The sequence below is a fragment of the Pseudomonas sp. BS3782 TE3695 genome (assembly GCF_050435305.1).
Classification (GTDB): Bacteria; Pseudomonadota; Gammaproteobacteria; order Pseudomonadales; family Pseudomonadaceae; genus Aquipseudomonas.
Genome location: NZ_JBNDKB010000001.1, coordinates 3,678,335 through 3,701,143 on the forward strand (window position 1 = coordinate 3,678,335; position 22,809 = coordinate 3,701,143).

General features: G+C 59.7%; 18 protein-coding genes. 3 read left to right on the forward strand and 15 right to left on the reverse strand.

What is annotated here, in order from left to right; all coding sequences use genetic code 11:
- Window positions 1-82: 82 nt before the first annotated feature.
- The 12 genes from ABH909_RS16635 to ABH909_RS16690 form a co-directional block, all read right to left on the reverse strand.
- Entirely contained in the window at window positions 83-841 is a 759-nt protein-coding gene (locus ABH909_RS16635; protein WP_429435070.1) for a PIG-L deacetylase family protein, read from the reverse strand.
- Between the two features lie 334 nt (window positions 842-1,175).
- Window positions 1,176-3,335 carry a glycogen debranching protein GlgX gene (glgX, locus tag ABH909_RS16640; protein ID WP_429435073.1) on the reverse strand — a complete coding sequence of 720 codons (2,160 nt, stop codon included), beginning with the start codon at window positions 3,333-3,335 and terminating at the stop codon, window positions 1,176-1,178.
- Between the two features lie 128 nt (window positions 3,336-3,463).
- A complete protein-coding gene (locus ABH909_RS16645) occupies window positions 3,464-3,808 on the reverse strand; it encodes a DUF2934 domain-containing protein (RefSeq protein WP_429435076.1) in 345 nt (114 codons plus the stop codon).
- A gap of 21 nt (window positions 3,809-3,829) precedes the next feature.
- Window positions 3,830-6,625, reverse strand: a complete 2,796-nt coding sequence (locus ABH909_RS16650; RefSeq protein WP_429435079.1) for a malto-oligosyltrehalose synthase — start codon at window positions 6,623-6,625, stop codon at window positions 3,830-3,832.
- Window positions 6,622-8,700 (reverse strand): 4-alpha-glucanotransferase, encoded by a 2,079-nt coding sequence (malQ, locus tag ABH909_RS16655; protein ID WP_429435080.1) that lies wholly within the window; start codon window positions 8,698-8,700, stop codon window positions 6,622-6,624. The genes ABH909_RS16650 and malQ overlap by 4 nt, the downstream gene beginning before the upstream one ends.
- Window positions 8,697-10,493 (reverse strand): malto-oligosyltrehalose trehalohydrolase, encoded by a 1,797-nt coding sequence (gene treZ / locus ABH909_RS16660; RefSeq protein ID WP_429435083.1) that lies wholly within the window; start codon window positions 10,491-10,493, stop codon window positions 8,697-8,699. The genes malQ and treZ overlap by 4 nt, the downstream gene beginning before the upstream one ends.
- Window positions 10,494-10,506: 13 nt before the next feature.
- Window positions 10,507-12,093: a glycogen synthase GlgA gene (gene glgA / locus ABH909_RS16665; RefSeq protein ID WP_429435086.1), complete on the reverse strand. Its 1,587-nt coding sequence runs from the start codon at window positions 12,091-12,093 to the stop codon at window positions 10,507-10,509.
- Between the two features lie 574 nt (window positions 12,094-12,667).
- A complete protein-coding gene (locus ABH909_RS16670; RefSeq protein ID WP_429435088.1) occupies window positions 12,668-13,621 on the reverse strand; it encodes a D-2-hydroxyacid dehydrogenase family protein in 954 nt (317 codons plus the stop codon).
- Window positions 13,622-13,634: 13 nt separating this feature from the next.
- On the reverse strand, window positions 13,635-14,678 hold the full coding sequence (locus ABH909_RS16675) for an alpha/beta fold hydrolase (RefSeq protein ID WP_429435090.1): 1,044 nt from the start codon (window positions 14,676-14,678) through the stop codon (window positions 13,635-13,637).
- A 212-nt stretch (window positions 14,679-14,890) separates the two neighbouring features.
- On the reverse strand, window positions 14,891-15,325 hold the full coding sequence (locus ABH909_RS16680; protein WP_429435093.1) for a YqaA family protein: 435 nt from the start codon (window positions 15,323-15,325) through the stop codon (window positions 14,891-14,893).
- On the reverse strand, window positions 15,325-15,771 hold the full coding sequence (locus ABH909_RS16685; RefSeq protein ID WP_429435095.1) for a DUF411 domain-containing protein: 447 nt from the start codon (window positions 15,769-15,771) through the stop codon (window positions 15,325-15,327). The genes ABH909_RS16680 and ABH909_RS16685 overlap by 1 nt, the downstream gene beginning before the upstream one ends.
- A gap of 228 nt (window positions 15,772-15,999) precedes the next feature.
- Window positions 16,000-16,995: an aldo/keto reductase gene (locus tag ABH909_RS16690; protein WP_429435097.1), complete on the reverse strand. Its 996-nt coding sequence runs from the start codon at window positions 16,993-16,995 to the stop codon at window positions 16,000-16,002.
- 117 nt (window positions 16,996-17,112) lie between these two features.
- On the opposite strand from ABH909_RS16690, the gene ABH909_RS16695 reads away from it, so the two are divergent.
- Window positions 17,113-18,039, forward strand: a complete 927-nt coding sequence (locus tag ABH909_RS16695; protein WP_429435099.1) for a LysR family transcriptional regulator — start codon at window positions 17,113-17,115, stop codon at window positions 18,037-18,039.
- Here the strand turns inward: ABH909_RS16695 and ABH909_RS16700 are convergent.
- Window positions 18,028-18,294, reverse strand: a complete 267-nt coding sequence (locus ABH909_RS16700; RefSeq protein WP_429435102.1) for a hypothetical protein — start codon at window positions 18,292-18,294, stop codon at window positions 18,028-18,030. The two genes, ABH909_RS16695 and ABH909_RS16700, sit on opposite strands and share 12 nt — an antisense overlap.
- Window positions 18,295-18,453: 159 nt before the next feature.
- On the opposite strand from ABH909_RS16700, the gene ABH909_RS16705 reads away from it, so the two are divergent.
- On the forward strand, window positions 18,454-18,642 hold the full coding sequence (locus ABH909_RS16705; RefSeq protein WP_007901365.1) for a hypothetical protein: 189 nt from the start codon (window positions 18,454-18,456) through the stop codon (window positions 18,640-18,642).
- Between the two features lie 19 nt (window positions 18,643-18,661).
- Here ABH909_RS16705 and ABH909_RS16710 read toward each other — a convergent pair whose 3' ends face one another.
- Window positions 18,662-19,033 (reverse strand): fe2+ zn2+ uptake regulation protein, encoded by a 372-nt coding sequence (locus tag ABH909_RS16710; RefSeq protein ID WP_429435105.1) that lies wholly within the window; start codon window positions 19,031-19,033, stop codon window positions 18,662-18,664.
- A 234-nt stretch (window positions 19,034-19,267) separates the two neighbouring features.
- On the opposite strand from ABH909_RS16710, the gene ABH909_RS16715 reads away from it, so the two are divergent.
- Complete coding sequence (locus ABH909_RS16715) at window positions 19,268-21,604, forward strand: acylase (protein ID WP_429435108.1); 2,337 nt, start codon at window positions 19,268-19,270, stop codon at window positions 21,602-21,604.
- 55 nt (window positions 21,605-21,659) lie between these two features.
- Here the strand turns inward: ABH909_RS16715 and ABH909_RS16720 are convergent, their stop codons facing one another.
- Window positions 21,660-22,661: a FecR family protein gene (locus tag ABH909_RS16720; protein ID WP_429435110.1), complete on the reverse strand. Its 1,002-nt coding sequence runs from the start codon at window positions 22,659-22,661 to the stop codon at window positions 21,660-21,662.
- Between the last annotated feature and the right edge of the window lie 148 nt (window positions 22,662-22,809).

Below are 22,809 nucleotides of genomic sequence, written 5' to 3' on the forward strand. Positions count from 1 at the left end.
CGCGCCCCAGCGGGAGCAAGCTCCCTCGCCACAAAAGCCCTTTGCCACAAAGACACTCTCGCCAAAACATTCCCCGAATGATTCAGACAAACACAATTTCATACGGCAGTCGCATGCGCTCCAGAAGCACCCGGGGCAGTGACGGGGTGGCGCCGATCATCGGCTCACCGTCGAGTTGGCTGGCGTAGGCATAGGTGGCGTGGCTTTTACGGGCCACGGTCCAGGTGTCGAGGCGTACCTTATGCGCGCGATGCCAGGGAATCGACGCGTGATCGCGTGATGGCCAGTGCCAGGCCCAAACCGGTACTTCGTTGAGCGAGGCACCGACCAGCGCCGCGGCCCTGGCGCTGGCACGGCCGACGGCGTCGTGATCGACATTGCCGTCTTCGCGCCAGGTGGTGAACACCACATCGCCGGGGCGCAGGTAGCGGACGATGAACTGGGTCAGTTCAGACTCTCTCTCGGCCAGCCCTGCGTCGGTGAAACCGGCGCGAATCCACTTCAGGCTGTGCATCGGCAATCCGAGCCGGCGCAACGCTTCCACGCTTTCTTGCGGGCGAATTACGCTCAGGCGTTTCTGTGACCACTGTTGCGAACCAAAATGACTGTAGCTACCGTCGGTGATCGAGATCAATTGCAGAGGATGGCCAAGGGCGCACAGCTGTTGCAGGAGGCCGCCGCAGGTCAACACTTCATCGCCAGGATGCGGTGCGATCACCACTGCGCGAGCGCCGGCCGGGACCAGGGTTTCGGTGTTGATGAAAGGGATGTCGTCCAGTTGCCGGGCGCTGTTCCAGATCTGCGCGGGCAGACCATTTTCGCTGATGGACACGTTATTCATAGGCACTACGTCCTTGTTCTGTCTGGCCCTCAGTCGCGCGCAATGCTTGCGAGGGCGCAAGCCTGGCAGACCCGTGAAGGCGGGATAAATAGCAATTGCAGCGCTCCGAACCCTGGATTGCTGCGGGCAGAGTATTGCTCATGGATCGCTATTCGTCGCCTCAGCCTTTGGTCTGATACGATTTTTTTAATCCAGGCTGTGTCAGGTTTCGCAAATAATCACAATCCGTGTAGGAGCTGACGAGTGGAACGAGGCTGCGATCTATTGATTTTGCTTCTGCGTTGATGTCGAAAAGATCGCAGCCTCGTTCCACTCGTCAGCTCCTACAGGATGTTCACTCTTCTTCTTCGCGCTGCAATTCGAACAGCAGCAACGAGCGGCCGGTGACTGAATATTCGTGACCGAACTCAAAGCGTTCCTGGCCACGAATCGAGGGTTGATTGGTATCGATCATGCAGGTCCAGAAAGCGCCGTCGGGCACTTCCGGGAGCAGGAAATTGACGACGTCATGGTGGGCGTTGACCACCAGCAGCAGGGTCGCGTCGGCGCCCTTGCGACGAATGCCGGTTTCCTGGGCGCGGCCATCGAGCAACATACCCAGGCAACGACCGTGGCCTTCTTCCCATTGTTCGGTGGACATTTCGCTGCCGTCCGGGGCCAGCCAGGTCACGTCCTTGACGCCGATGTCTTCGTTGTAGTTGCCCACCAGAAAGCGTCCGCGACGCAGAATCGGATAGGCCAGGCGCAATTTGATCAGGCGTTTGACGAACTTGAGCAGAGCCTTGCCGTCTTCGCTCAGGTCCCAATTGACCCAGCCGATCTCGCTGTCCTGGCAATAGGCATTGTTATTACCATTCTGGGTGCGCGCGAACTCATCGCCGGCCACCAGCATTGGCGTGCCTTGGGACAGCAGCAACGTGGCGAAGAAGTTGCGCATCTGCCGCTGGCGCAGCGCATTGATCTCGGGATCGTCGGTGGGGCCTTCGACCCCGTGGTTCCAGGACAGGTTGTTGTTGCTGCCGTCCTCATTGTTTTCGTCGTTGGCTTCGTTGTGCTTGTCGTTGTACGACACCAGATCGTTGAGTGTGAAACCGTCATGGGCGGTGATGAAGTTAAGCGACGCATACGGCCGGCGTCCACGCTGGTTGAACATCTCGCCGGAGGCGGTCATGCGGCTGGCGAAGTCGGCGAGTTGGCCGTCGTCGCCTTTCCAGAACCCACGCACGGTGTCGCGGAATTTGTCATTCCATTCGACCCAGCCCGGCGGGAAATTCCCGACTTGATAACCGCCGGGGCCACAGTCCCAGGGTTCGGAAATCATCTTCACCTGGCGCAGCACCGGGTCTTGTCGGCAGGCCACAAGAAAGCTGTGACGCTCGTCGAAACCGTCGTGATAACGGCCAAGAATGGTCGCCAGGTCGAAACGGAAACCGTCCACATGCATTTCCGTGGCCCAGTAACGCAGAGAATCGGTGACCATTTGCAGCACGCACGGGTGGCTCAGGTCCAGGGTATTGCCGGTCCCCGAATCGTTGATGTAGTAGCGCTTGTCGTCGGGCATCAAGCGGTAGTAAGAGGCGTTGTCGATGCCGCGCATCGACAGGGTCGGGCCTTGTTCGTTGCCCTCGGCGGTGTGGTTGTAGACCACGTCGAGGATCACTTCCAGATTGGCTTCGTGCAGGTGCGCGACCATTTCCTTGAACTCGGCGATCTTGCCGCTGGCCAGGTAGCGTGGGTCCGGGGCAAAGAACGCAATGCTGTTGTAACCCCAGTAATTGGTCATGCCTTTGTGCAGCAGATGCTGGTCATTGACGAAGGCATGTATCGGCAGCAGTTCCACGCTCGACACGCCGAGCTTGCGGATGTGTTCGAGCACGTCATCGACCATCAACCCGGCGAAGGTGCCGCGCAAGTTTTCGGGGACGGCGGGGTGACGCATGCTGAAACCGCGGACGTGTGTTTCATAAATGATCGTTTTGTCCCACGGCACGCTGACCCGATGGTCATGGCCCCAAGTGTGCGCCGGGTCGATCACTTTGCATTTGGGCACGAAGGGCGCGCTGTCCCGTTCATCGAAACTGAGGTCAGCGTCAGGGTGGCCGATGGTGTAGCCGAACAATGCTTCGGACCACTTCAATCGGCCGACCAATTGCTTGGCATAGGGATCGATCAGCAGCTTGTTGGGGTTGAAACGATGACCATTGGCCGGGTCGTAAGGACCGTACACCCGATAGCCGTAGATCAACCCCGGGTGGGCGTCAGGCAGGTAGCCGTGGTAGATCTCGTCGGTGTATTCCGGTAACTCGATACGCTCCAGTTCCACCTCGCCGGAATCGTCGAAGATGCACAGTTCGACCTTGGTCGCGTGAGCCGAAAACAGCGCGAAATTGACCCCCAGGCCATCCCAGGTCGCGCCTAGCGGGAAGGGCAAGCCTTCACGGATTCGCGAGGTCTCGGCACGAGGTTCGGGCGCGGTTTTCTTTGGACTGCTCATAGTTGCTCCTGCATGGGGTGACGGCACTCGACTGCGATGAACCGTGGCTCTGGTTTTTTTCGAGGGCGAGCGCGCCCTCGGTGGCGAGGGACACGCCACAAATCAAGCGAGGTGAGGCGATAAACGCGTCAGGTCGTTGGCGGTTTGCGTGCAGCGCGTGGCTTTTTCTCGACGTTTTTTTCGCCAAGCGGGGTCACTGTCGAAGCAGAGGGTTTGGCTTTGGCCCTGGTTTTGGGTTCGACGCCTTTGGCATTGAGCTTGCCATCGGGCTTGCCGGCCGAGGACTTGGCGCCGACGCTTTTGCTGCCAGTCGTTTTCGCTGACTTGCCGGGCGCCAGCGCTTTGGCTTGGGCTTCGGCGTCGGCCAGTTTGCGGGCCATCTCCCAATGGCGCTCTTCCTGGCCTTCGGGTTTGCCTTCGGATTCCCAGATTTGATAGGCAAATTCGCGGATGCGTTTATCGTCGGTACTCATCGCAATGCTCCTGAACTGAACTCAAGCTTGGGTAGTTTGGATAAAGAGATTGACCGGGAAATCCCCCAGCGCGGCACTGACCATCAGTTCCCTGTGTTTTGTGACTACGACGCTCGCAAAAAGTCCCTTCAGATTTTCTTCAGGCGTCGCAAACGGTAATTTGACCCGTGTATCGCTCCACAGTGGCGCTTCAACCTGTGGTTCGGCACTGTTTTCCAGCAGCTCGGCACAGCGTATCGGTACTATCACGATAGCCCGCTTTCCCTGCCATTCGCGAACAAATGCCAGTACCCGGTGAGCCTGGCTGCCGAGGACTTCCAGGGCTTGATACGTCCCTTTTTGAAACAGTCCGGCATGCTCGGCACGTCGATGTAACGTCCGGGCGATCAGGGTTTGCTTGATGCGCCCGTCACGCCAGTTCGCCAACAGATCGGGCAGGTCCAACCGTAAGTGCATGGCCTGCTGACGACTGCCGTAATCCACCGGCCGGCGGTTGTCCGGATCGACCAGTGTGAAATCCCAGAACTCGTTGCCCTGATAGAGATCCGGTACCCCTGGCACGGTCATTCGCAGCAAGGTTTGCGCCAAGCCATTCAATGCCCCCGGTGCGGCGATGCTCTGCGCCGCCGCACCGATGGCCGCGCGCAGTCGTTCGCCTTCGGGGCTGAGCAGCAGGCGTTCGAGAAACCCATGGGTGGCCTGTTCATATCCCTCGTTTGGCGCGCTCCAGTTGCTTTGCAACTTGGCTTCGCGCAGGGCTTTCTGTTGCCACTGCCAGAGGCGTCTGGCGTAGTCCTCAAGTGCCGCCTGATCATTGCTGCGCAGCTTCAGCGGCCAACTGCCGAGGATCACTTGATACAGAATCAGCTCGTCACCGGCCGAAGGCGCGCCGGGTTCAATGCGCAGTTCATCGGCCAGGGTTCGCCAGTGCTCGACCTGGTCGGCGTACCAAGTGCTGCGCTCGCTCAACACCGCCAGCCGCGCGCGGGTGTCTTCGCCGCGTTTGTGGTCGTGGGTCGCGGTGGCCAGCAGGTTATCGGGGAACTCGGCCAGGCGATTGACGCAGGCAGCATGGAAGTCGGCCACCGGGGCACTGAACTGCTCGGTGTTGTAGCCGACATCGTTGCGCGACAGCAGCACGGCCGAACGATAAAGCGCAGTGTCTTCCACCGCTTTGGCTGCCGCCGGGGAAGTCAGTTGCTGGAAACGCACACAGGCATGCTTCAGCAGTTTGCGTGAGCGGCCCGGCGGGTGCTTGCGCCAGGGTTGCCCACCAAGCCAGCCGGCCAGGCAATCGAGCACGGGCCAATCAGCCTCGCCCAGGGTTTGCCGGGCACCGTCCATGGCTTGCTGGAAAAACGTTTCGTCTTGGGCCGCGCGGCCCAACGGGCTGATGTAAGTGCGATACACCGGGAAGTGTACGATCAGTTCCTGCAGGGCCCGACGAATCGCGCCGAGGGTCAGGTCCCGGGTCATCAAGTCGTCCCGGGCTACTTGCAACAGGGCGTGGGCGACACTTTCGAAATCTCCGGCCAGGGAGCCGTTGAGAATCTGCTGGCGCGCCAGTTGCGCTTCCTGACGGAAATCGGCGGGCCGTTCGCTGTGCCGGCTCCAGAGCTCACCCAAGGTCCGGGCGCCTTCGGGGTGGTGTTGCAGCAACGACAACTGGTTCATGAATTCGTAACCGGTGCTGCCATCGACGGACCAGTCACGGCGCAGGGTTTCGCCCTGGCCGAGAATCTTTTCGACGTAGATCGGCAGGTGCCGATCCGGTGCCAGGCGATCAATTCTGCGCCGCAGTTTGCGGCAGTAACCACGCGGGTCGGCGAGGCCATCGATGTGATCGATGCGCAACCCGTCGACAAGACCTTCGGCCACCAGCTCGAAGATTTTTGCATGGGTCGCCTCGAACACCGCCGGACGTTCAACGCGCAAACCGCCCAGTTCATTGATATCGAAAAAGCGCCGCCAGTTGATGTCGTCCGCCGCAGTGCGCCAACTGGCCAGACGATAACTCTGGCGCTCCAGCAGGTTATGCAGGCGCTCGAAACCCTGGGGAGTGAGCGAGTCATAGGTGCCGAGTGTGTGCTCGATGGCGTGAAGAATGGCCGGATCGCTGGCGAGTTCGTGCAGTTCGTTTTTCAGCGCAATCGCCAGGTTGTACGCATCAGTCTGGTAGCTCAAGGTACTGAAGCGGTCTGCCAGGGATTTGAGCTGTTCGGCCTGCTCGGCATTCAAGTGATCATCGGCCTTGAGCAGCTCGCCATAGTCTGACGGGGAAATCGGGAAGTGATGTTCGTAGTGTTCGACATAAAAGCCGCCGTGCCGGGCATCGAAACGCAAGGGTAGAGTGCCGTCCTGCAAGGCGATGCCGTAATCACTGCCCAAGAAAGGCAGCAGCAATTGGCCTTCCATCAACGGGTCGGGCGAGTGCCATTGAATGTCGAAGAACTCGCCGTAAGGGCTCAGTCGCCCCCATTCCAGCAAGTCGAGCCACCAGGGGTTATCGCCACCGCCGACGGCCATGTGATTGGAGACGATGTCGAGGATCAGCCCCATGTTTTGTGCACGCAATGCAGCAACTAAACGGCGCAACGCAGCTTCGCCACCCAGCTCAGGGTTGACCCTGGTCGGGTCCACCACGTCATAGCCATGCATGGACCCCGCGCGGGCGGCGAGCAGCGGCGAGGCATAGACATGGCTGATGCCCAGGCTGGCAAAGTACGGCACCAGCGGCACCGCCTGATCCAGGGTGAAACCTTTATGAAATTGCAGCCGCAAGGTTGCTCGCGGCGGTGGGGTGAGCGAATGATTCATTGGTCACGCTCGGCCGCCTGAAGTCGCGCACAGGCGAGCAGTTCCAGGCGTCGGGCGGCGTCCGGATCATCGAGCAGGGTCTCGCTGTCGCCAGGCAACCTGCGCGACCAGTTGGGATGGGTGTCGGTGGTACCGGGCAGGTTGGCCTGCTGTTCGATACCCAAGGCATCTTCCATTGGCAGCAAGACCAGCGGCGCGCGGGTATGACCAAGGAAGCGGATGGCGGCGTCGAGCACCTGATCGGTTTCGTGGGACTCTTCGCGGAAATTCTGCGGGTCCTCGCTCAGCACCCGACGCAAGCCTTCGCGCTCGCGCTCACGGTGTTGGCGCCATTCGATTTCCCCCGGGGCGTCGACCAGATTCAAGCGCGCGCTCCAGTCGATATCGCGGCCATGCCACCAGCCATTGAGCGTCGGCAGGTCATGGGTGCTGGTGGTTGCCAGGGCGTTGTCCGGCCAGTCGAGAATCGGCTTGAAGTGAGTATTGTCCTGTTCGAACAGCAGCACGCGCATGCCGAGAATCGAGCGCGCGATGAGTTTTTCGCGCAACCCCTCGGGCACGGTGCCGAGGTCTTCGCCGAGCACGATGGCCTGATGTCGATGGGATTCGAGGGTCAGCAGGCGCAGCAAGTCATCCACCGGATAATAAAGGTAGGCCCCGTCGCTGGGTGGCGCGTCATTGGGGATCACCCACAATCGTTGCAGGCCCATGACGTGATCGATGCGCAGGCCGCCGGCATGGGCGAAGTTGGCCCGCAGCATTTCGATGAACGCGCGAAAGCCGTTGCGCACCAGACCTTCGGGGGAAAACGCGGAAATGCCCCAGCCCTGGCCGGAACGGTTGAGGATATCCGGCGGCGCACCCACGGTCAGTGAGGCGAGCAATTCGTCTTGACGACTCCAGGCCTGGCTGCCGCCGCCGTCGGCGCCCACCGCCAGGTCCGCGATCAGGCCGATGCCCATGCCGGCGCTGCGGCCGGCGGTCTGGGCGCGTTCCAGGCAGCGTGCGATCATCCATTGGCAGAACGCGTAGTAGCCGATGCGGGTTGAATTTTCTTCGGCAAAATGCGCCAGAGCGGTGCTGCGCGGGTCACGCCATTGTTCGGGCCACTCACGCCAGTCGAGGCTTTCACCGCGTCGCGCACGGATTTCCTGAATCGCTTCGAAGCGGCAGTGATTTTCCAGTGCTTCGCCACCGGCATGGCGGAAGCTGCTGAAATCCGGGTGCAGAGGGTGTTCGCCGTGGGTGAAGCCTTCGTACAAGGCTTCGAGCAAACGGTGCTTGGCTTCGGCGGCGGTGGGCCAGTCGATCAGCGGCAATGCTTCCAGGTGCTTGAGCTCAGCGGCAAGGCCGGTGGCGTCGATCGCGGTGCGCAGGGCACGCTCACCGAGAATCGTACCGGGCGCCGCGTACAGGCTATTGAGGAACAAACGGCTGGAGGGCGAGTAAGGGCTGTAACGCTGGGTGTCGCCGCTGAACATCGCGTGCAGCGGACTGATCGCCAACGCTTCGGCGCCTCGTTCGCCGGCCACCCGGGCCAGATCTTCGAGGGCCTGGGTATCGCCGAAACCGCCATCGCCGGGACGGCGCAGCGAATACAACTGCACGCTCAGGCCCCAGGCGCGCGGGTTTTGACTGCCAACGGCATCGCCGACGCTATAGCAGCGCAGGGGGGCTACCGCCAGGGTGAAGGATTGATCGTCGATGCTGACGTGCTGATAACCCACGGGCACCAGCCCGGGCAATACCGCGTTGTCATCGAGCTTCAAGTTGATCCGTGAGCCGTCTTCGAGATGGATTTCACACGGGGTTTGCGGTTCGAAGTAGCGGGACAGATCAAGGCCAGCACCCACGTCGCACGTCAGCAGCGGTGGCAGGTGCCGGGTTTGTTGCACTTCTTGCAATTGCAGCAGGCTGGCGTCGATCTCCTGGGCCGTGCTGGCGGGGTGGCCAAGCCCACTGAGCACCGAACGCAACACCGCCGGAGCCACTTTCTGTGGACGGCCATTGGCATCGATCCAATCGACGGCCAAGCCTGCTCGGCTGGCCAGTATTTCCAGTTGCGCATTGCTCATGGGCGCTCTCCATCCGGGGGTAGCAAAGGGGCTGCGGCCGTGAGGCTGACTAGCGCGCAATACGGGGCAAGTGTGCCCTGATTCAACAGACCGGCTGATTGTGGCGGGTGTTCGAACAGCAATGTCGAGTCGGCCTGTGGGGTGTGGACCACGGGCACAGCGCTGAGGTTCAGGTCAATGCGCAACTGACTGCCATCGCCCAGCCGCCAGCGCGCCGTCACTGCGCCCTCGGCCAATACCTGCGCACCCAGCGCCTGGGCGCCGGGCAGGTGCGGGATGATGTGTTGGTGGCGGATTTTCAGCAGTTGGCGATACAGCTCATAGACCGGCGATTGGCGGCTGGCGCTCAGTTTCGGCCGTGAAGCTTCGAAGGTCTGCGTCGCGTTCGGGTCGGGGATCTGCTCGCGTTTGTGCGGATCGGCAAAAGCACTGAACGCCGCGAATTCATTGCGTCGCCCTTCGCGCACTAACTCCGCCAGTTCACCGTGGTGGCTGGTGAAGAACAGGAACGGTTGTTCGGCGGCAAATTCGTCGCCCATGAACATCAGCGGGATCATCGGCGACAACAGCAGCAACGCGGTGGCGGCGTAAAGGGCATCAGGATGGGCCAACTGATGCAGGCGCTCGCCAAAGGCGCGATTGCCGATCTGGTCGTGATTCTGCAGGAACAGCACGAAGGCCGTGGGTGGCAAGTGACCGCTTGGCTCACCGCGCGGCGTACCGTGGCGGGTGATATGGCCCTGAAACACGAAACCCTGGCTCAGGCAGCGGGCGAGCTGTTCGGTGGGCTGTTCGGCATAGTCGGCGTAATAGGCATCGGTTTCGCCCGTGAGCAGAACGTGCAGTGCGTTATGGCCGTCGTCGTTCCATTGCGCGTCGAAACCTTGCTCCAGCAGACTGGCCTGATTGTGTTCGTTTTCCGCCATCAGCCACACGTGTCGCGCCGGATCGGTTTGCCGCCGCACCCGTTGCGCCAGCTCCTGAAGAAAATCCGGGTCTTCGATGGCGTGCACCGCGTCCAGGCGCAGGCCATCAAAGCGGTATTCCAGCAACCACATCAGCGCGTTGTCGATGAAGAAGTCGCGCACTTCGCGCCGCCGGAAGTCGATCGCCGCACCCCACGGGGTGTGTTTGTCTTCGCGGAAAAAGCCTTTGGCGTAGCGATGCAGGTAATTGCCGTCGGGGCCGAAATGGTTGTAGACCACGTCGAGAACCACCGCCAGGCCATGGCCGTGGGCCGTGTCGATCAGGTGTTTGAGTTGTTCGGGCGAGCCGTAGGAGGCTTGTGGCGCGTAAAGCAAAACCCCGTCATAGCCCCAGTTACGTTCGCCGGGAAACTGCGCCAGTGGCATCAGTTCGATGGCGGTAATACCCAACTCGGCCAGACGCGCCAGATGTTGCTCAACCTCGCTGAAACCGCCGAGTGCACCGACGTGCAGTTCGTAGATCACCGCCTCATTCCACGGTCGACCCTGCCAGGCGCTGTGTTGCCACCGATAGGCGAGGGGATCGACCACCACGCTGTGGCTGTCGATATCGCCCGCCTGGGCGCGGGAGGCCGGGTCCGGCACTTCCAGCTCACCATCGATGTTGTAGCGGTAGCGGGTACCCGCGGGGCAGCGGGTCTTGATCACAAACCAGCCATCGGCCTGAGGCAATAACGGCAGGGATTGTCCATCTTCCAGTTCGAGACTGACGAAAAACGCATCTGGCGCCCACAAGGCAAAACGCGTGTGTTCTGCGTCCAGCATGATTGCGCCGTGGGGCCAGGTCTCAAGGGTCCGTAACGGCATCGTTGAAAGCCTCTTACTGTTTGCCCGATTTTCCCAGCGCTTTAGCCACCAGTCGTTCGTAGAGTTCGGCGTAGGGTTCGACTGCCTTGCACCAGTTGAACGGCGCAGCCATGGCTCGGCACCGCATCGCGTTGAGCAGGCCGGGGAAGGCGAACACCTTGAACGCGCGGCTCAGGGCTTCGCGATAACTGTCCACCGTGGATTCGTCGAAGAGGAAACCGGTCACGCCGTTTTCAATGGTGTCGGCCAGGCCGCCGGTATTGCGGGCCACCGGCAATGAACCGAAGCGCTGGGCGTACATCTGGCTCAGGCCGCAGGGTTCATAGCGCGAAGGCATCAGCAGGAAGTCACTGCCGGCGAACATGCGGCGGGCGTCGGTTTCATTGAAACCGATGTGCACGCCGATTTGCCCGGGGAAGCGCAACGCCAGTTCACGCATGGCTTGTTCTTCTTCCGGTTCGCCACGGCCGATGATCGCGATCTGCCCGCCATTGGCGACAATGTATTCAGCCACCGCTTCAGTCAGGTCCAGGCCTTTCTGGTAAACCAGCCGCGAGACCACGGCGAACAGCGGACCTTCAGAGTCTTCGAGGTCGAACAACCGGCGAACATGCGCCGCGTTGATCGCTTTACCTTCCCAGTCGCCGATGCCGAACGGGTGGAACAGGTGCGGATCGGTCGCTGCATCCCAGCTTTCATCGATGCCATTGGGAATCCCGCTGAGCAAGCCTTGCTGGGTCTTGGCGGCGAGAAAGCCGTCGAGACCGCAGCCGAAGGCCGGCGTGGTAATTTCCTGGGCATAGGTCGCGCTGACGGTGGTGATGTGGCTCGAATAGGCCATGCCGGCCTTGAGGAACGACATCTTGCCGTAGAACTCCATGCCTTCCTGTTGCAAGGCATGCATGGGGATACCAAGTTCCGGGCACGAGCCGAGGCTGATGACACCCTGGTACGCCAGGTTGTGAATGGTGAAAAGAGTCGGGGTGCGTTGACCACGCCAGTGCATATAGGCTGGCGCCAGGCCTGCTGGCCAGTCATGGGCGTGCACCAGATCCGGGCACCAGTGAATCTGGGCGAGGTTGGCGGCGATATCGGCTGCGGCGAGGCCGAGTCGGGCGAAACGGATATGGTTGTCCGGCCAGTCGCGGCCGTTGTTGGCGCCGTATGGTGAACCTTCGCGCTCGTACAATTCAGGGCAGATCAACACGTAAATGACCAGGCCATCGGGCATGTCCATGCGCCCGATCTTGCAGGGCGGCAACGCGGCATGCCCGCCCAGTTCACCGATAATATGAATCGGGTTTTCGCTATTCATCACTTGCGGATAACCGGGAATCAGCACACGGACATCGTGCAGATGCGCCATGGCCCGCGGCAGTGCGGCGGAAACGTCACCAAGACCTCCGGTCTTCACCAGATCGGCAATTTCTGAGGTAACGAACAGGACTTTCTTTTTATTGGGATTCTGGCTGACTACCGGTGCCAGTGTCTTGGGGATCGGCATGTTGACCGATTTGGCGCTGAGGACACCGACGGTGCTCGTTTCCCCGACCTGCTGATGAGCACGTTCTCCCTGGATATCTAAAGCCGCACTAATCATATGAATCTCCCGTGTTGTTGATCTAATTCTAGGCCTGGCACAAACGGTATTCGTGGCCAAATCCTGTGGCCGGGCGCAAACGCGCTACGCATCGGTGAGCAAGTGCTGCCCATGCGCTGAAGCAGAATGGGGTGAAGTGGCTGTTGCAAGGAATGCACCAGTCGCTGTGGCCCTACCTTTAACCTGACACGAGGCCAACACCAAAAGTTTCGATTATTTTCACCGAATGACCAGCCGGTTTTACTCCGCGAAAAGGAGTCTAGGCCAGAACTTAGAGCAGGGGCGGGCAACGGGTGGAATTGTTCGACAATCGGTCAAAAGAGGGTGCAGGCATAGAGCTTTGCGGGGAGGCGCACCGACGAAGTGCAGGTTTATTTTCTGGTGCGGGACAAATCGGGACCAGGAAGTCACGGTAATCGGGCGTGACAGGACGTGGGTTGCACTATTGCGGTGCGCTGGATCCCTGGGGGATGTGGTGAGGTTGAGGGCCTTTTCGCGAGCAAGCCCGCTCCCACAGGGGAATGCATTTCAAAATGTGGGAGCGGGCTTGCCCGCGATGAACGATAACGCGGTCTCAGCTCAGAATCCGAATCGGCTCCCCCGCCGTCCAGGCCTGTATGTCCTCAATCATCTGCGAAAAGAACACCTGGTAATTCTGCCGGCTGACGTACCCGACATGCGGCGTGGCCAGCACATTGTCCAGCGTTCTGAAAGGATGATGGCGGGGCAACGGTTCGTGCTCGAACACATCCAGCGCCGCGCCCGCCAGGCGTTTTTTTTGCAGAGCCTTGATCAGCGCCGACTCATCGACAATCGCCCCGCGGGCAGTGTTGACCAACCATGCCGTGGGTTTCATCCAGTCCAGTGCCTGAGCGTCCACCAGCCCTCGGCTGCGCTCGCTGAGCACCAGATGGACCGACAACACATCGGCCTGCTCGAACAGTTCCTGTTTGCTGACATAGGTGACATCGACCTCGGCAGCCCGTTCGGCGGTCAGGTTCTCGCTCCAGGCAATCACCCGCATACCGAACACCTGCCCGAACCGGGCTACCCGTTGACCAATGCTGCCGAGCCCGAGAATTGCCAAGGTCTTGCCCTGCAGATCGCCGCCCAACCCTTGTTGCCACTGACCGGCGCGCAAGGCATTGGCTTCGGCCACCAGATTGCGGGTGGCGGCCATGATCAGTGCCCAGGTCAGTTCGGGGGCGGCATGTTTGTAGCTGTCGGTGCCGCACACCTGAACGCCCAGCGCCGCGGCGGCTTTCAGGTCCAGGGCAGCGTTGCGCATGCCGCCGGTAACCAGCAGTTTGAGTGCGGGCAAGCGGCGCAGCAGGTCTTCGTCGAACCGGGTGCGCTCGCGCATCACGCAGATCACCTCGAATGCACCGAGGCGTTCGGCCAGGGTTTCGTTGTCGGCCGGGTAGTCATGGATAAAACTCACTTGGCCGATGCTGTCCAGCACCGACCAGTCCACCACGTCGCGAGCCACGTCCTGCCAGTCATCGATCACTGCAATCTGCACCGCCATCAGTCTTGCCTCATCAACGAACGGGATTGGTTTGGTTCAGCCAGCCGAGCAACGCCTGATGGAATTTCGCCGGTTCCTCCATCTGCGGTGCGTGGCCAAGGCCCGGGAATTCAATCAATGTCGACCGGGGAATCAGTTTCGCCACTTGCTTGCCGAGTACGTCGTAATGACCGATTTTCGCCTTGACCTCGGGCGGTGCAATGTTCTTGTTGATGGCCGTGGTGTCGGAGGTGCCAATCAGCAGCAGGGTCGGCACTTTCAGGTCCTTGAACTCGTAGTACACCGGTTGGGTGAAGATCATGTCGTAGATCAGCGCCGAGTTCCACGCCACCGCTGTTTTGCCTGGCCCTTTGGCCAGGCCCGCGTACATGTTCACCCAACGATCAAACTCCGGCTTCCAGCGGCCATCGTAATAGGTGTTGCGTTGGTAGTCGTGGATACCTTGCGCTGTGACTTTCAGCTCGCGCTCATACCATTGATCAACCGTGAGATAGGGCACGCCAAGGGCTTTCCAGTCTTCCAGGCCGATTGGATTGACCAGCGCCAACTGTTCGACTTGATCGGGATATTGCAACGCATAGCGGGTGGCGAGCATGCCGCCGGTGGAGTGGCCGAGCAGGGTGGCCTTCTGGATGCCCAGGGTTTTGAGCAGTTGCTGGGTGTTGGCTGCCAGTTGCTGGAAAGTGTATTGATAGTGGTCCGGTTTGCTTGAGGTACAAAAGCCGATCTGGTCCGGCGCGATGACCCGGTAACCGGCCTCGCTCAGCGCCTTGATCGAGCTGTCCCAGGTCGCGCCGCAGAAGTTTTTGCCGTGCATCAGCACCACGCTGCGTCCATTGACCTTGCCTTGGGCGGCAACGTCCATGTAACCCATCTGCAGGGATTTGCCTTGGGATTCAAAGTCGAAGTGTTTGACCGTGTACGGGTAAACGAAACCCTGAAGTTGCGGGCCGTATTCCGGCGTTTCGGCCTGGTTCTGGTTCTGGGCGTGAACGAGAACGGGCAGAGCCGCTGTCAGCAGCAGGCCGGGTAACCAGCGGGAGAGGATGGGCGACATGGGTAAGCTCCACAGGAAATCCGCTGATGCTGGATCGGCATGATTAGGGTGACATTAAACATTAGGTCATGGCCTCAATGCCGAGCGAAATCCATGTGGGAGCGGGCTTGCTCGCGAAGGTGGTGTGCCAGACAACATTAATATCGACTGACACTCCCTCTTCGCGAGCAAGCCCGCTCCCACAGGTTCCGCGCCGCCATGGCCCTGAGCATTCAACCCATCCACCCCAGCGTGGCCAGGGCCAACATGCCATAGCGGGCGCCCTTGGCGAGTGTCACGATCACCAGGAAACGCCCCAGCGGTTCGCGCATGACGCCAGCCACCAGCGTCAATGGATCGCCGATGATGGGTACCCAACTGAGTAACAACGACCAATGACCGTAACGCTGGTAGTGCTTTTGGGCTTGCTCGAGATGGCGAGGGCTGACCGGAAACCAGCGCCGCTCGCGAAACCGCTCAATGCCGCGCCCCAGCCACCAGTTCAGCAGCGAGCCCAGCACATTGCCCAGCGTTGCAACTGCCAACAACGACCAGAGCCAATCCTGGTTGCTGAGCAACAACCCCACCAGCACTGCTTCGGATTGCAGTGGTAGCAGTGTCGCGGCACCGAACGCCGCGAAAAACAGCCCGATGTAGGCGCCGAACATCAATGGGCGGGGTAGTCCGCGACCACCACGTCAGTGCCGTCCTTTTTCAAACCGATCACTTGATAGGCATCGCTCATGCCGTCTGTTTCCATGCCGGGCGAGCCCATGGGCATGCCGGGTGCGGCAACCCCCAACAAATCATCACGCTTGCTCAAGGCCAGTACTTGATCGGCCGGCACGTGGCCTTCGACGAATTTACCGTTGATAAGGCCTGTGTGACACGACGCGAGGCGCGGTGGTACGCCGTGTTGTTGCTTGAATTGGCTCATGTCGGCTTCAACATGGTCGGCGACCTTGAAACCGTTGGCTTCCAGATGGCTGACCCATTTTTTGCAGCAACCGCAGTTGGCATCGCGATGAACTTCGATGGGAATCAGCTCGGCAGCCTGGGCCAGGGAAGAGATGAAAAGGGCGCTCAGGGCGGCCAGACGCAGGTGGTTTCGCATGGGGATCTCGTCTCGGGTTGTGGCCAGAAAAGTGCATTTTGACCCGTTTACCTAACAAAGAGACAGGGGATTGTTTCGAAGTACTCCGGCGTTGGCCTGATTCCTGACTACAACTGCAAACTTATGGCAAAGGCAATGGCACGACCCCGACTGACAAAGGCGTTAACGCCAAGGCGTGATGTTTGGCAGCGCTGGCCCGCTCGAACCATCGAACGGGCCGGGCACCTGTTATCGATCAAGCAACTTCATGACTTCTTCCGGATAACGCAGCCCTGCCGTGGCATTGGCCGGGAATATCGCTTCCAGGGCCTGCAACTCTTCGCGGCTCAGCTTCACGTCCAGCGCGGCCACATTTTCTTCCAGATATTTACGCTGTTTGGTGCCTGGAATCGGGATCAGGTAATCCCCTTGGGCCAAGACCCACGCCAACGCCAGTTGGCCCGCCGTCACACCCTTGTCGGCGGCCAGGGCCTGCACTTGCTGCACCAGCAACAGGTTTTTTGCGAAGTTTTCCCCTTGAAAACGTGGACTGAAGCGACGGTAGTCGTCGGCCGCGAAATCATCCGGACTTCTTAGCGCACCGGTCAAAAAGCCCCGGCCCAACGGACTGTAAGGTACAAAAGCAACACCCAGACGCTGGCAAGCCGCCAGACAGCCGTTCTCCTCCTGATCGCGGCTCCATAGCGAGTATTCACTTTGAAGTGCGCTGATCGGATGAACCTTGTTCGCTCGCTCCAGCGTGGTGACCGATGCTTCGCTCAATCCCAGATAACGCACCTTGCCGGCCTTCACCAGTTCTGCCATGGCGCCAACGGTTTCCTCGATGGCCACTTGCGGATCGATGCGGTGCTGGTAATACAAATCGAGGGTCTCCACGCCAAGGCGTTTGAGGGTGCCGTCGATAGCGTCGCGAATGTATTCCGGTCGACCATTGACGCCCCGTGCACCAGGGGTGGAGGGATCACGGACAATGCCGAACTTGCTGGCCAGAAACACCTGCTCACGCTTGCCGATAATGGCCTTGCCGATCAGCTCTTCATTGGTATGTGGGCCGTACATGTCTGCTGTGTCGAGCAGGTTGATTCCCAGTTCCAGCGCACGGTGCAAAGTGGCCGTGGCTTCGCGGGTGTCCACGCCGGTGGTGTAGAAATCGGTCATGCCCATGCAGCCCAGACCTATCGCACTCACCTGCGGACCGTTTTTGCCCAGTTGACGTGTTTGCATGAAATCAGCTCCCTGTGAATTGAATCCCATTGTTGACCTCGACAGAAACAAGATAAACCGGTTAAAACTGCTATCACTGTTTGTAATTTCTAAATAATCAGCCGGTAAGTCAAAGCAATGGACCGTTTCCACGCCATGCGCGTGTTCACCCGAATCGTCGAACTGGGCGGCTTTGCCAAAGCGGCGGATAGCCTGCAATTGCCCCGGGCTTCGGTGACCATTCTGATCAAGCAACTTGAGGCACATCTGGGTGTGCAACTGCTGCAACGCACTACCCGGCAGATCAGTCTGACGCTCGATGGCGCCGCCTATTACCCGCGTTGCGTGCGGCTGCTGGCGGATCTGGAGGAGACCGAAGCCGTGTTTTCCGCCGCTCGCCAAAACCCCAAGGGGCTGCTGCGAGTGGATATGCCGGCCGGAGTGGGACGTTTGATTGTGATTCCGGCATTGCCGCAATTTACTGACCGGTATCCCTTGATCGAACTGGAAATCGGTTTGAATGACCGGCCTGTGGATCTGATCCGCGAAGGTGTCGATTGCGTGTTGCGGGGAGGCTCGGCCCTGGACGATTCACTGGTGGCAAGACCGCTGGTCATGATGGACCAGGTCACCTGCGCGAGCCCGCAATACTTGCAACGGCACGGGACGCCTCAGTGTCTGGCCGATCTCGACGGCCACCGGATGGTGGAGTATTTCTCCAGCAACACCAGCAAGCGTTACGGGCTGGAGTTTGTGGTTGACGGTCAAGTGCAGCCGATCGATCTGCCCAAACAGGTTTCGGTCAACAGCGCCGATGGATATCTCGCCGCGTGCGAAGCGGGTTATGGACTGGTCCAGACCCCGTGTTATCACGTCGCACGACAACTGGACGAAGGCCGTTTGTGTGAAGTGTTAAAAGAAGTGCCGCCACCGGCGTTTCCGTTGACGGCGCTCTATCCACCGCACCGCCAGTTGTCTCGACGGGTGAGGGTGTTTGTCGATTGGCTGGTGGAGCTTTGCGCGCAGCCAAGCGCTGACTTTTATAGGAAACACTCAAGCGGCTGAGCGGGAGCCGATATGGGCGTCGACGTACCGGTGGGTTCTCGTGGCATTTGCGTTTTGCTGTAAGTCGTCATGCAATCCCGCGGTATTCGAAGGCAAGTCGCGGCACAGCGCGGCATGCCCGAGCACCCGCGCGCCATCCATGGCCAGTATCGATTGCCAGCGGCCTTCGGCATTGTGCTGACTGATCATGTTCGGCAGGTAAACATCCGGCTGAGCGTAAATATCGCCGTAGACCTCTTGAAACAACCGGCTCACGGCATCGGCGGTGTTGGGTTATCGCCGCAATGAAGTCAAAACGCTTTATCGGCTGTAACATGAGATCCCGTTTGCAGCCCCCACATCCCCGCAGAACGGTAGGGGCTTGGCATGCAATCGGATACAAATCGGATACTTTTTTTGGTTCAGGAACCCGCAATGACCCAGTCGCAACGTTTGAAATACTCGATTCTGATCTCCCTGGTGGTACTGGGGATCATGTTCGGCCTTTCCTGGCTGCAAAATGCAGGGATCATTACAGAGCAGCTGTTCCAATACATCGCCATTGGCGTGGCGGTGCTCGTGGTGGTGATCAATGGCGTGATGCGTCGCAAGGTCAAGCCTTGAGCGACGCTCCCTGGCCGGATTACTCGCTATTCAGGACGGCGGCAGCCTGTGGGTGCAGGCTGTAGCTTTTGTCTGGATTGAGGGTGATCACGCCTTCACCGCACAAGCGTTTCAATACTTCACGGACACTGAGAAAGGACAGGGGAATGTCCAGGTTCAGCAAGTGACTGTGCACGCCACGCACCCCCAGGCTGCGGTTGCTTTGCGCGGCCGTCAGCAAGGCGTCGATGACTTTCAAGCGAATCAGGCTGGTTCGCAGGCCAAAGCTCTTGAGCAGAAACTTGATCCGTTCGTTGCCGTGGCGTTCGGCGGGTTGATTGAAAACGCCGGAGCCCAGGGTGTTGGCTTTTGGCGCATGGCTACCGTCCGTTGGTAGTTGCGGGTTGTACATGCAAAAACTCCTTTTCAGAGCATGATCATGAAAAATGTGATGGGCGCTCTCAATCAATAAGACGAACGAGCCAGGCAAATAATAATGACTCGTATGTAGAAATTTTGTCGCCAGTACGTCAGCAGCCCGTGAGCCGGGCGTGGGGGCGCCCTCAAAGGCTTAAATTTTTGCTGTTTGCTTCGTTTTAAGGGGAGGCGCATTGCGTGTCATACGTCTTTTCGATCAGGAGCGAGCGTGATTATTTCCAGGCAGTTAACCAGGTTGAGCCTTGCGGGTGTGTTGCTGGGGCTGAGTCTTGCGGCAAACGCGCGCAGCCAGCCAGACCAGGCGACGGCCGAGATTCGTCGAACCAGTTTCGGCGTGCCGCATATTCGTGCCGACAACGAGCGCGGCCTCGGCTATGGCATTGGCTATGCCTACGCTCAGGACAATCTGTGCTTGCTGGCTAATGAGATCGTCACCGTTAATGGCGAGCGTTCACGGTATTTCGGCCCGGATCAGTTTACGGTCGAAGAGCGCGGGAACCTGGCCAGCGATGTGTTTTTCAACTGGCTGAATACACCGCAGGCAGTCGGCGCTTTCTGGCAGGCGCAAACGCCTGAAGTCCGTGAGCTCATCGACGGTTATGTGGCCGGTTACAACCGCTCGCTGACCGAGCGCCGGGCCCAGGGTTTGCCTCAGCAATGCCAGGGCGAATGGGTGCGCGCGATCACTGCGCAGGATCTGGTCAAGTTGACCCGGCGCTTGTTGGTCGAAGGCGGCGTGGGTCAGTTTGCCGAAGCTTTGGCCGGCGCTACCCCACCAAAAACCGTGGCCCATTCGGCAGGCAAACCGGTGTCGTTCCAGCTGGCGGCTTCGCGCATGCAACGTTTCGCTTTGGATCGCGGCAGTAACGCCGTGGCGGTCGGCAGCGAGCGCTCGTTCAACGGACGCGGGATGCTGCTGGCCAATCCGCACTTTCCTTGGGTCGGGGGGATGCGTTTTTATCAGATGCACCTGACTATTCCCGGCAAACTGGATGTCATGGGCGCCGCGTTGCCTGGCCTGCCCATGATCAATATTGGTTTTAACCAGCACCTGGCGTGGACCCATACGGTGGATTCGTCCAAGCACTTCACGCTGTATCGTCTGCAACTCGATCCCAAGGATCCGACCCGTTACCTGCTGGATGGCAAGTCCTTGCCGATGAAAAAGCAGACGCTGGCGGTGAATGTGAAGCAAGCCGATGGCCAGACCCGGCAGATTTCCCATGTGGTCTACAGCTCGCAATTCGGCCCGATTGTGCAATGGCCTGGCAAGCTGGACTGGGACAACCAGTTCGCCTATAGCCTGCGCGATGCGAATCTGGACAACGACCGGGTCTTGCAACAGTGGTATGCGATGAACCGTGCCGCCAGCCTCAAGGATTTTCAGGCATCGGTGCACAAGATTCAGGGGATTCCCTGGGTCAATACCCTGGCAGTGGACGAACAGGGGCAGACGCTTTACATGAACCTGTCGGTGGTGCCGAACGTCAATGCCGACAAGCTGGCCAAGTGCAGCGATCCGCGGGCCGGATTACAGATGATCCTGCTCGACGGTTCCAACAGCGCCTGTGCCTGGGACATCGACCCGCAGGCTGCGCAAGAAGGTATTTATGCGGCAGACAAGTTGCCACAACTGTTGCGCAAAGACTTTGTGCAGCATTCCAACGATTCGGCCTGGATGGCCAACCCGGCGCAGCCGCTCACCGGTTTCTCGCCGCTGATCAGTCAGGACAATCAGCCGTTGGGGCTGCGCACGCGCTTCGCACTGGAACGCCTGGGGAGTTTGAACACTGTCGCTGCAGCAGATCTGCAACACATGGTGATGGACGACCAGGTGTATCAGGCGACTCAGGTGATGCCGGACCTGCTGCAATTTTGCGCCGCGGATCCTGGCACCGATGCGCCGACGCTTACGCCGTTGTGTGCCAGCCTCAAGGCTTGGGATCGTCGGGTGAATCTGGACAGTGGACTGGGCTTTGTGCATTTTCAGAATGTCATGGCGTCGTTGCAGCAACTGCCAGGCATCTGGCGTGTCGCGTTCGATCCGAAGGATCCGCAACACACGCCACGTGGTCTGGCAATTGAACGGCCAGACGTCGCCAAAGCGACTCGGGCGGCGATGCTGGCCTCGGTTGAACAGGTAAAGACCCTTGGCCTGAAAGCCGATAGCCGCTGGGGTGATATCCAGGTGGTCAGCAGTGGCGGGCAGCAAACGCCGATCCATGGCGGGCCGGGCACGCTGGGTGTGTATAACGCGATCCAAAGCGTGCCGAGAACCGACGGCAAACGCGAAGTTGTCAGTGGTACCAGCTATTTGCAGGTGGTGACGTTCGATGACAAGGGGCCGCAGGCTCAGGGCCTATTGGCATTCTCGTTGTCCAGTGACCCGGCGTCGAAGTACTCCCGGGACCAGACACTGGCCTTTTCGAAGAAGCAGTTGAGTGTGTTGCCGTTCACCGAACAGCAGATCACCTCCGACCCGCAGTACCAGGCTCAAACGATTCGCGAGCAGGATGAAAAAGCTGCGAAGATCGCCGCGCAGTAGTCGCGATAGCGTTTGAATCAAAAGCGAAGGCCGCACCCCGCAAGGGTGGCGGCCTTCAGCTTTTTGGGGCTTGTTGCGGGATCGAATTGAGGACCGGATTGCCGTCCTTGTTGCGGGTCAGGTAGACCGGCAGCACTTTGGGCAATGAGGCCACCAGGCTGTCGAGCTCTTTGATGTTGTAGATACCGCCAAGGCGAATCGTGCCGGTGCTGTGATCCGCGATCATGACTGGCTTGTTCAGATAACGATTGATCAAGGGCAGGGCATCGGTCAGCGTCAGATCATCGAGCACCAGTTTGCCGCTGCGCCACGCCAGCGAATGGTCATCGGCAGAGACCTGGCTGATTTGCGGCGTGAAGTCGCCGTGTCGATAACGTGCCTGCATGGCAGGTTCAAGAGGTGAACCTTCGCCGGGCAGGGCACCGTTGCTGGTCACCAGCACGGACCCTTCGATCAGGTTCACGCGTACCTGGTCTTCATACATCCAGACATTGAATCGGGTTCCGGTGACGCGAATCCTTCCGTCGGCCGCCCTGACGATGAACGGATGCTGCAGATCATGACTGACGCTGAAGAAGGCTTCGCCTTTTTTCAGCGTGACACGACGCTGATCCTTGTAATTGCTGAACGTCAGTTCAGTGCCCAGATTCAGCTCCACCTGACTGCCGTCGCTCAGCGTGACCTGACGAACATTATCGCTCGCTTCGAAATGCTGATAGGCATTGGGCAGCCAACCCAGGTTCCATCCGGTATAGGCCGCCAGCGGCAACGCCAAGGCGCAGACGGTGGCGGCAATGCCGAAGGTGCGCCAGGGCATTGTCGGTTTGCTGCGAACAGGCGGCGCGGAAGATTCGGGACGCGGCAAATCGCCCGCAACCTCCCAGATTTCCAGCATGGCTTCGTACTCGAAAGCATGCAGAGGATGGGCATCACGCCATTGCTCGAACGCCTGACGCTCTTCGGCTGTGCAGTCGATGGCATGCAAACGCATGCACCAGTGCGCAGCGGCATCGGTGATGGCGTCGTATTGTGCTTGGGAGAGAGAGTGGTCGGTCATTGACTCATCCTGATTTCCTGCATTCTAACCTTGAGGCGAAGTCTGCGAGAACAACCGTCATGGCATTTGCCCATCAAAGTACAACTTATTTTCACATGGGCGCCCTGAACGCCGGGCGCCGCCGCCCAGGCAGTATCCATAAAGGGCG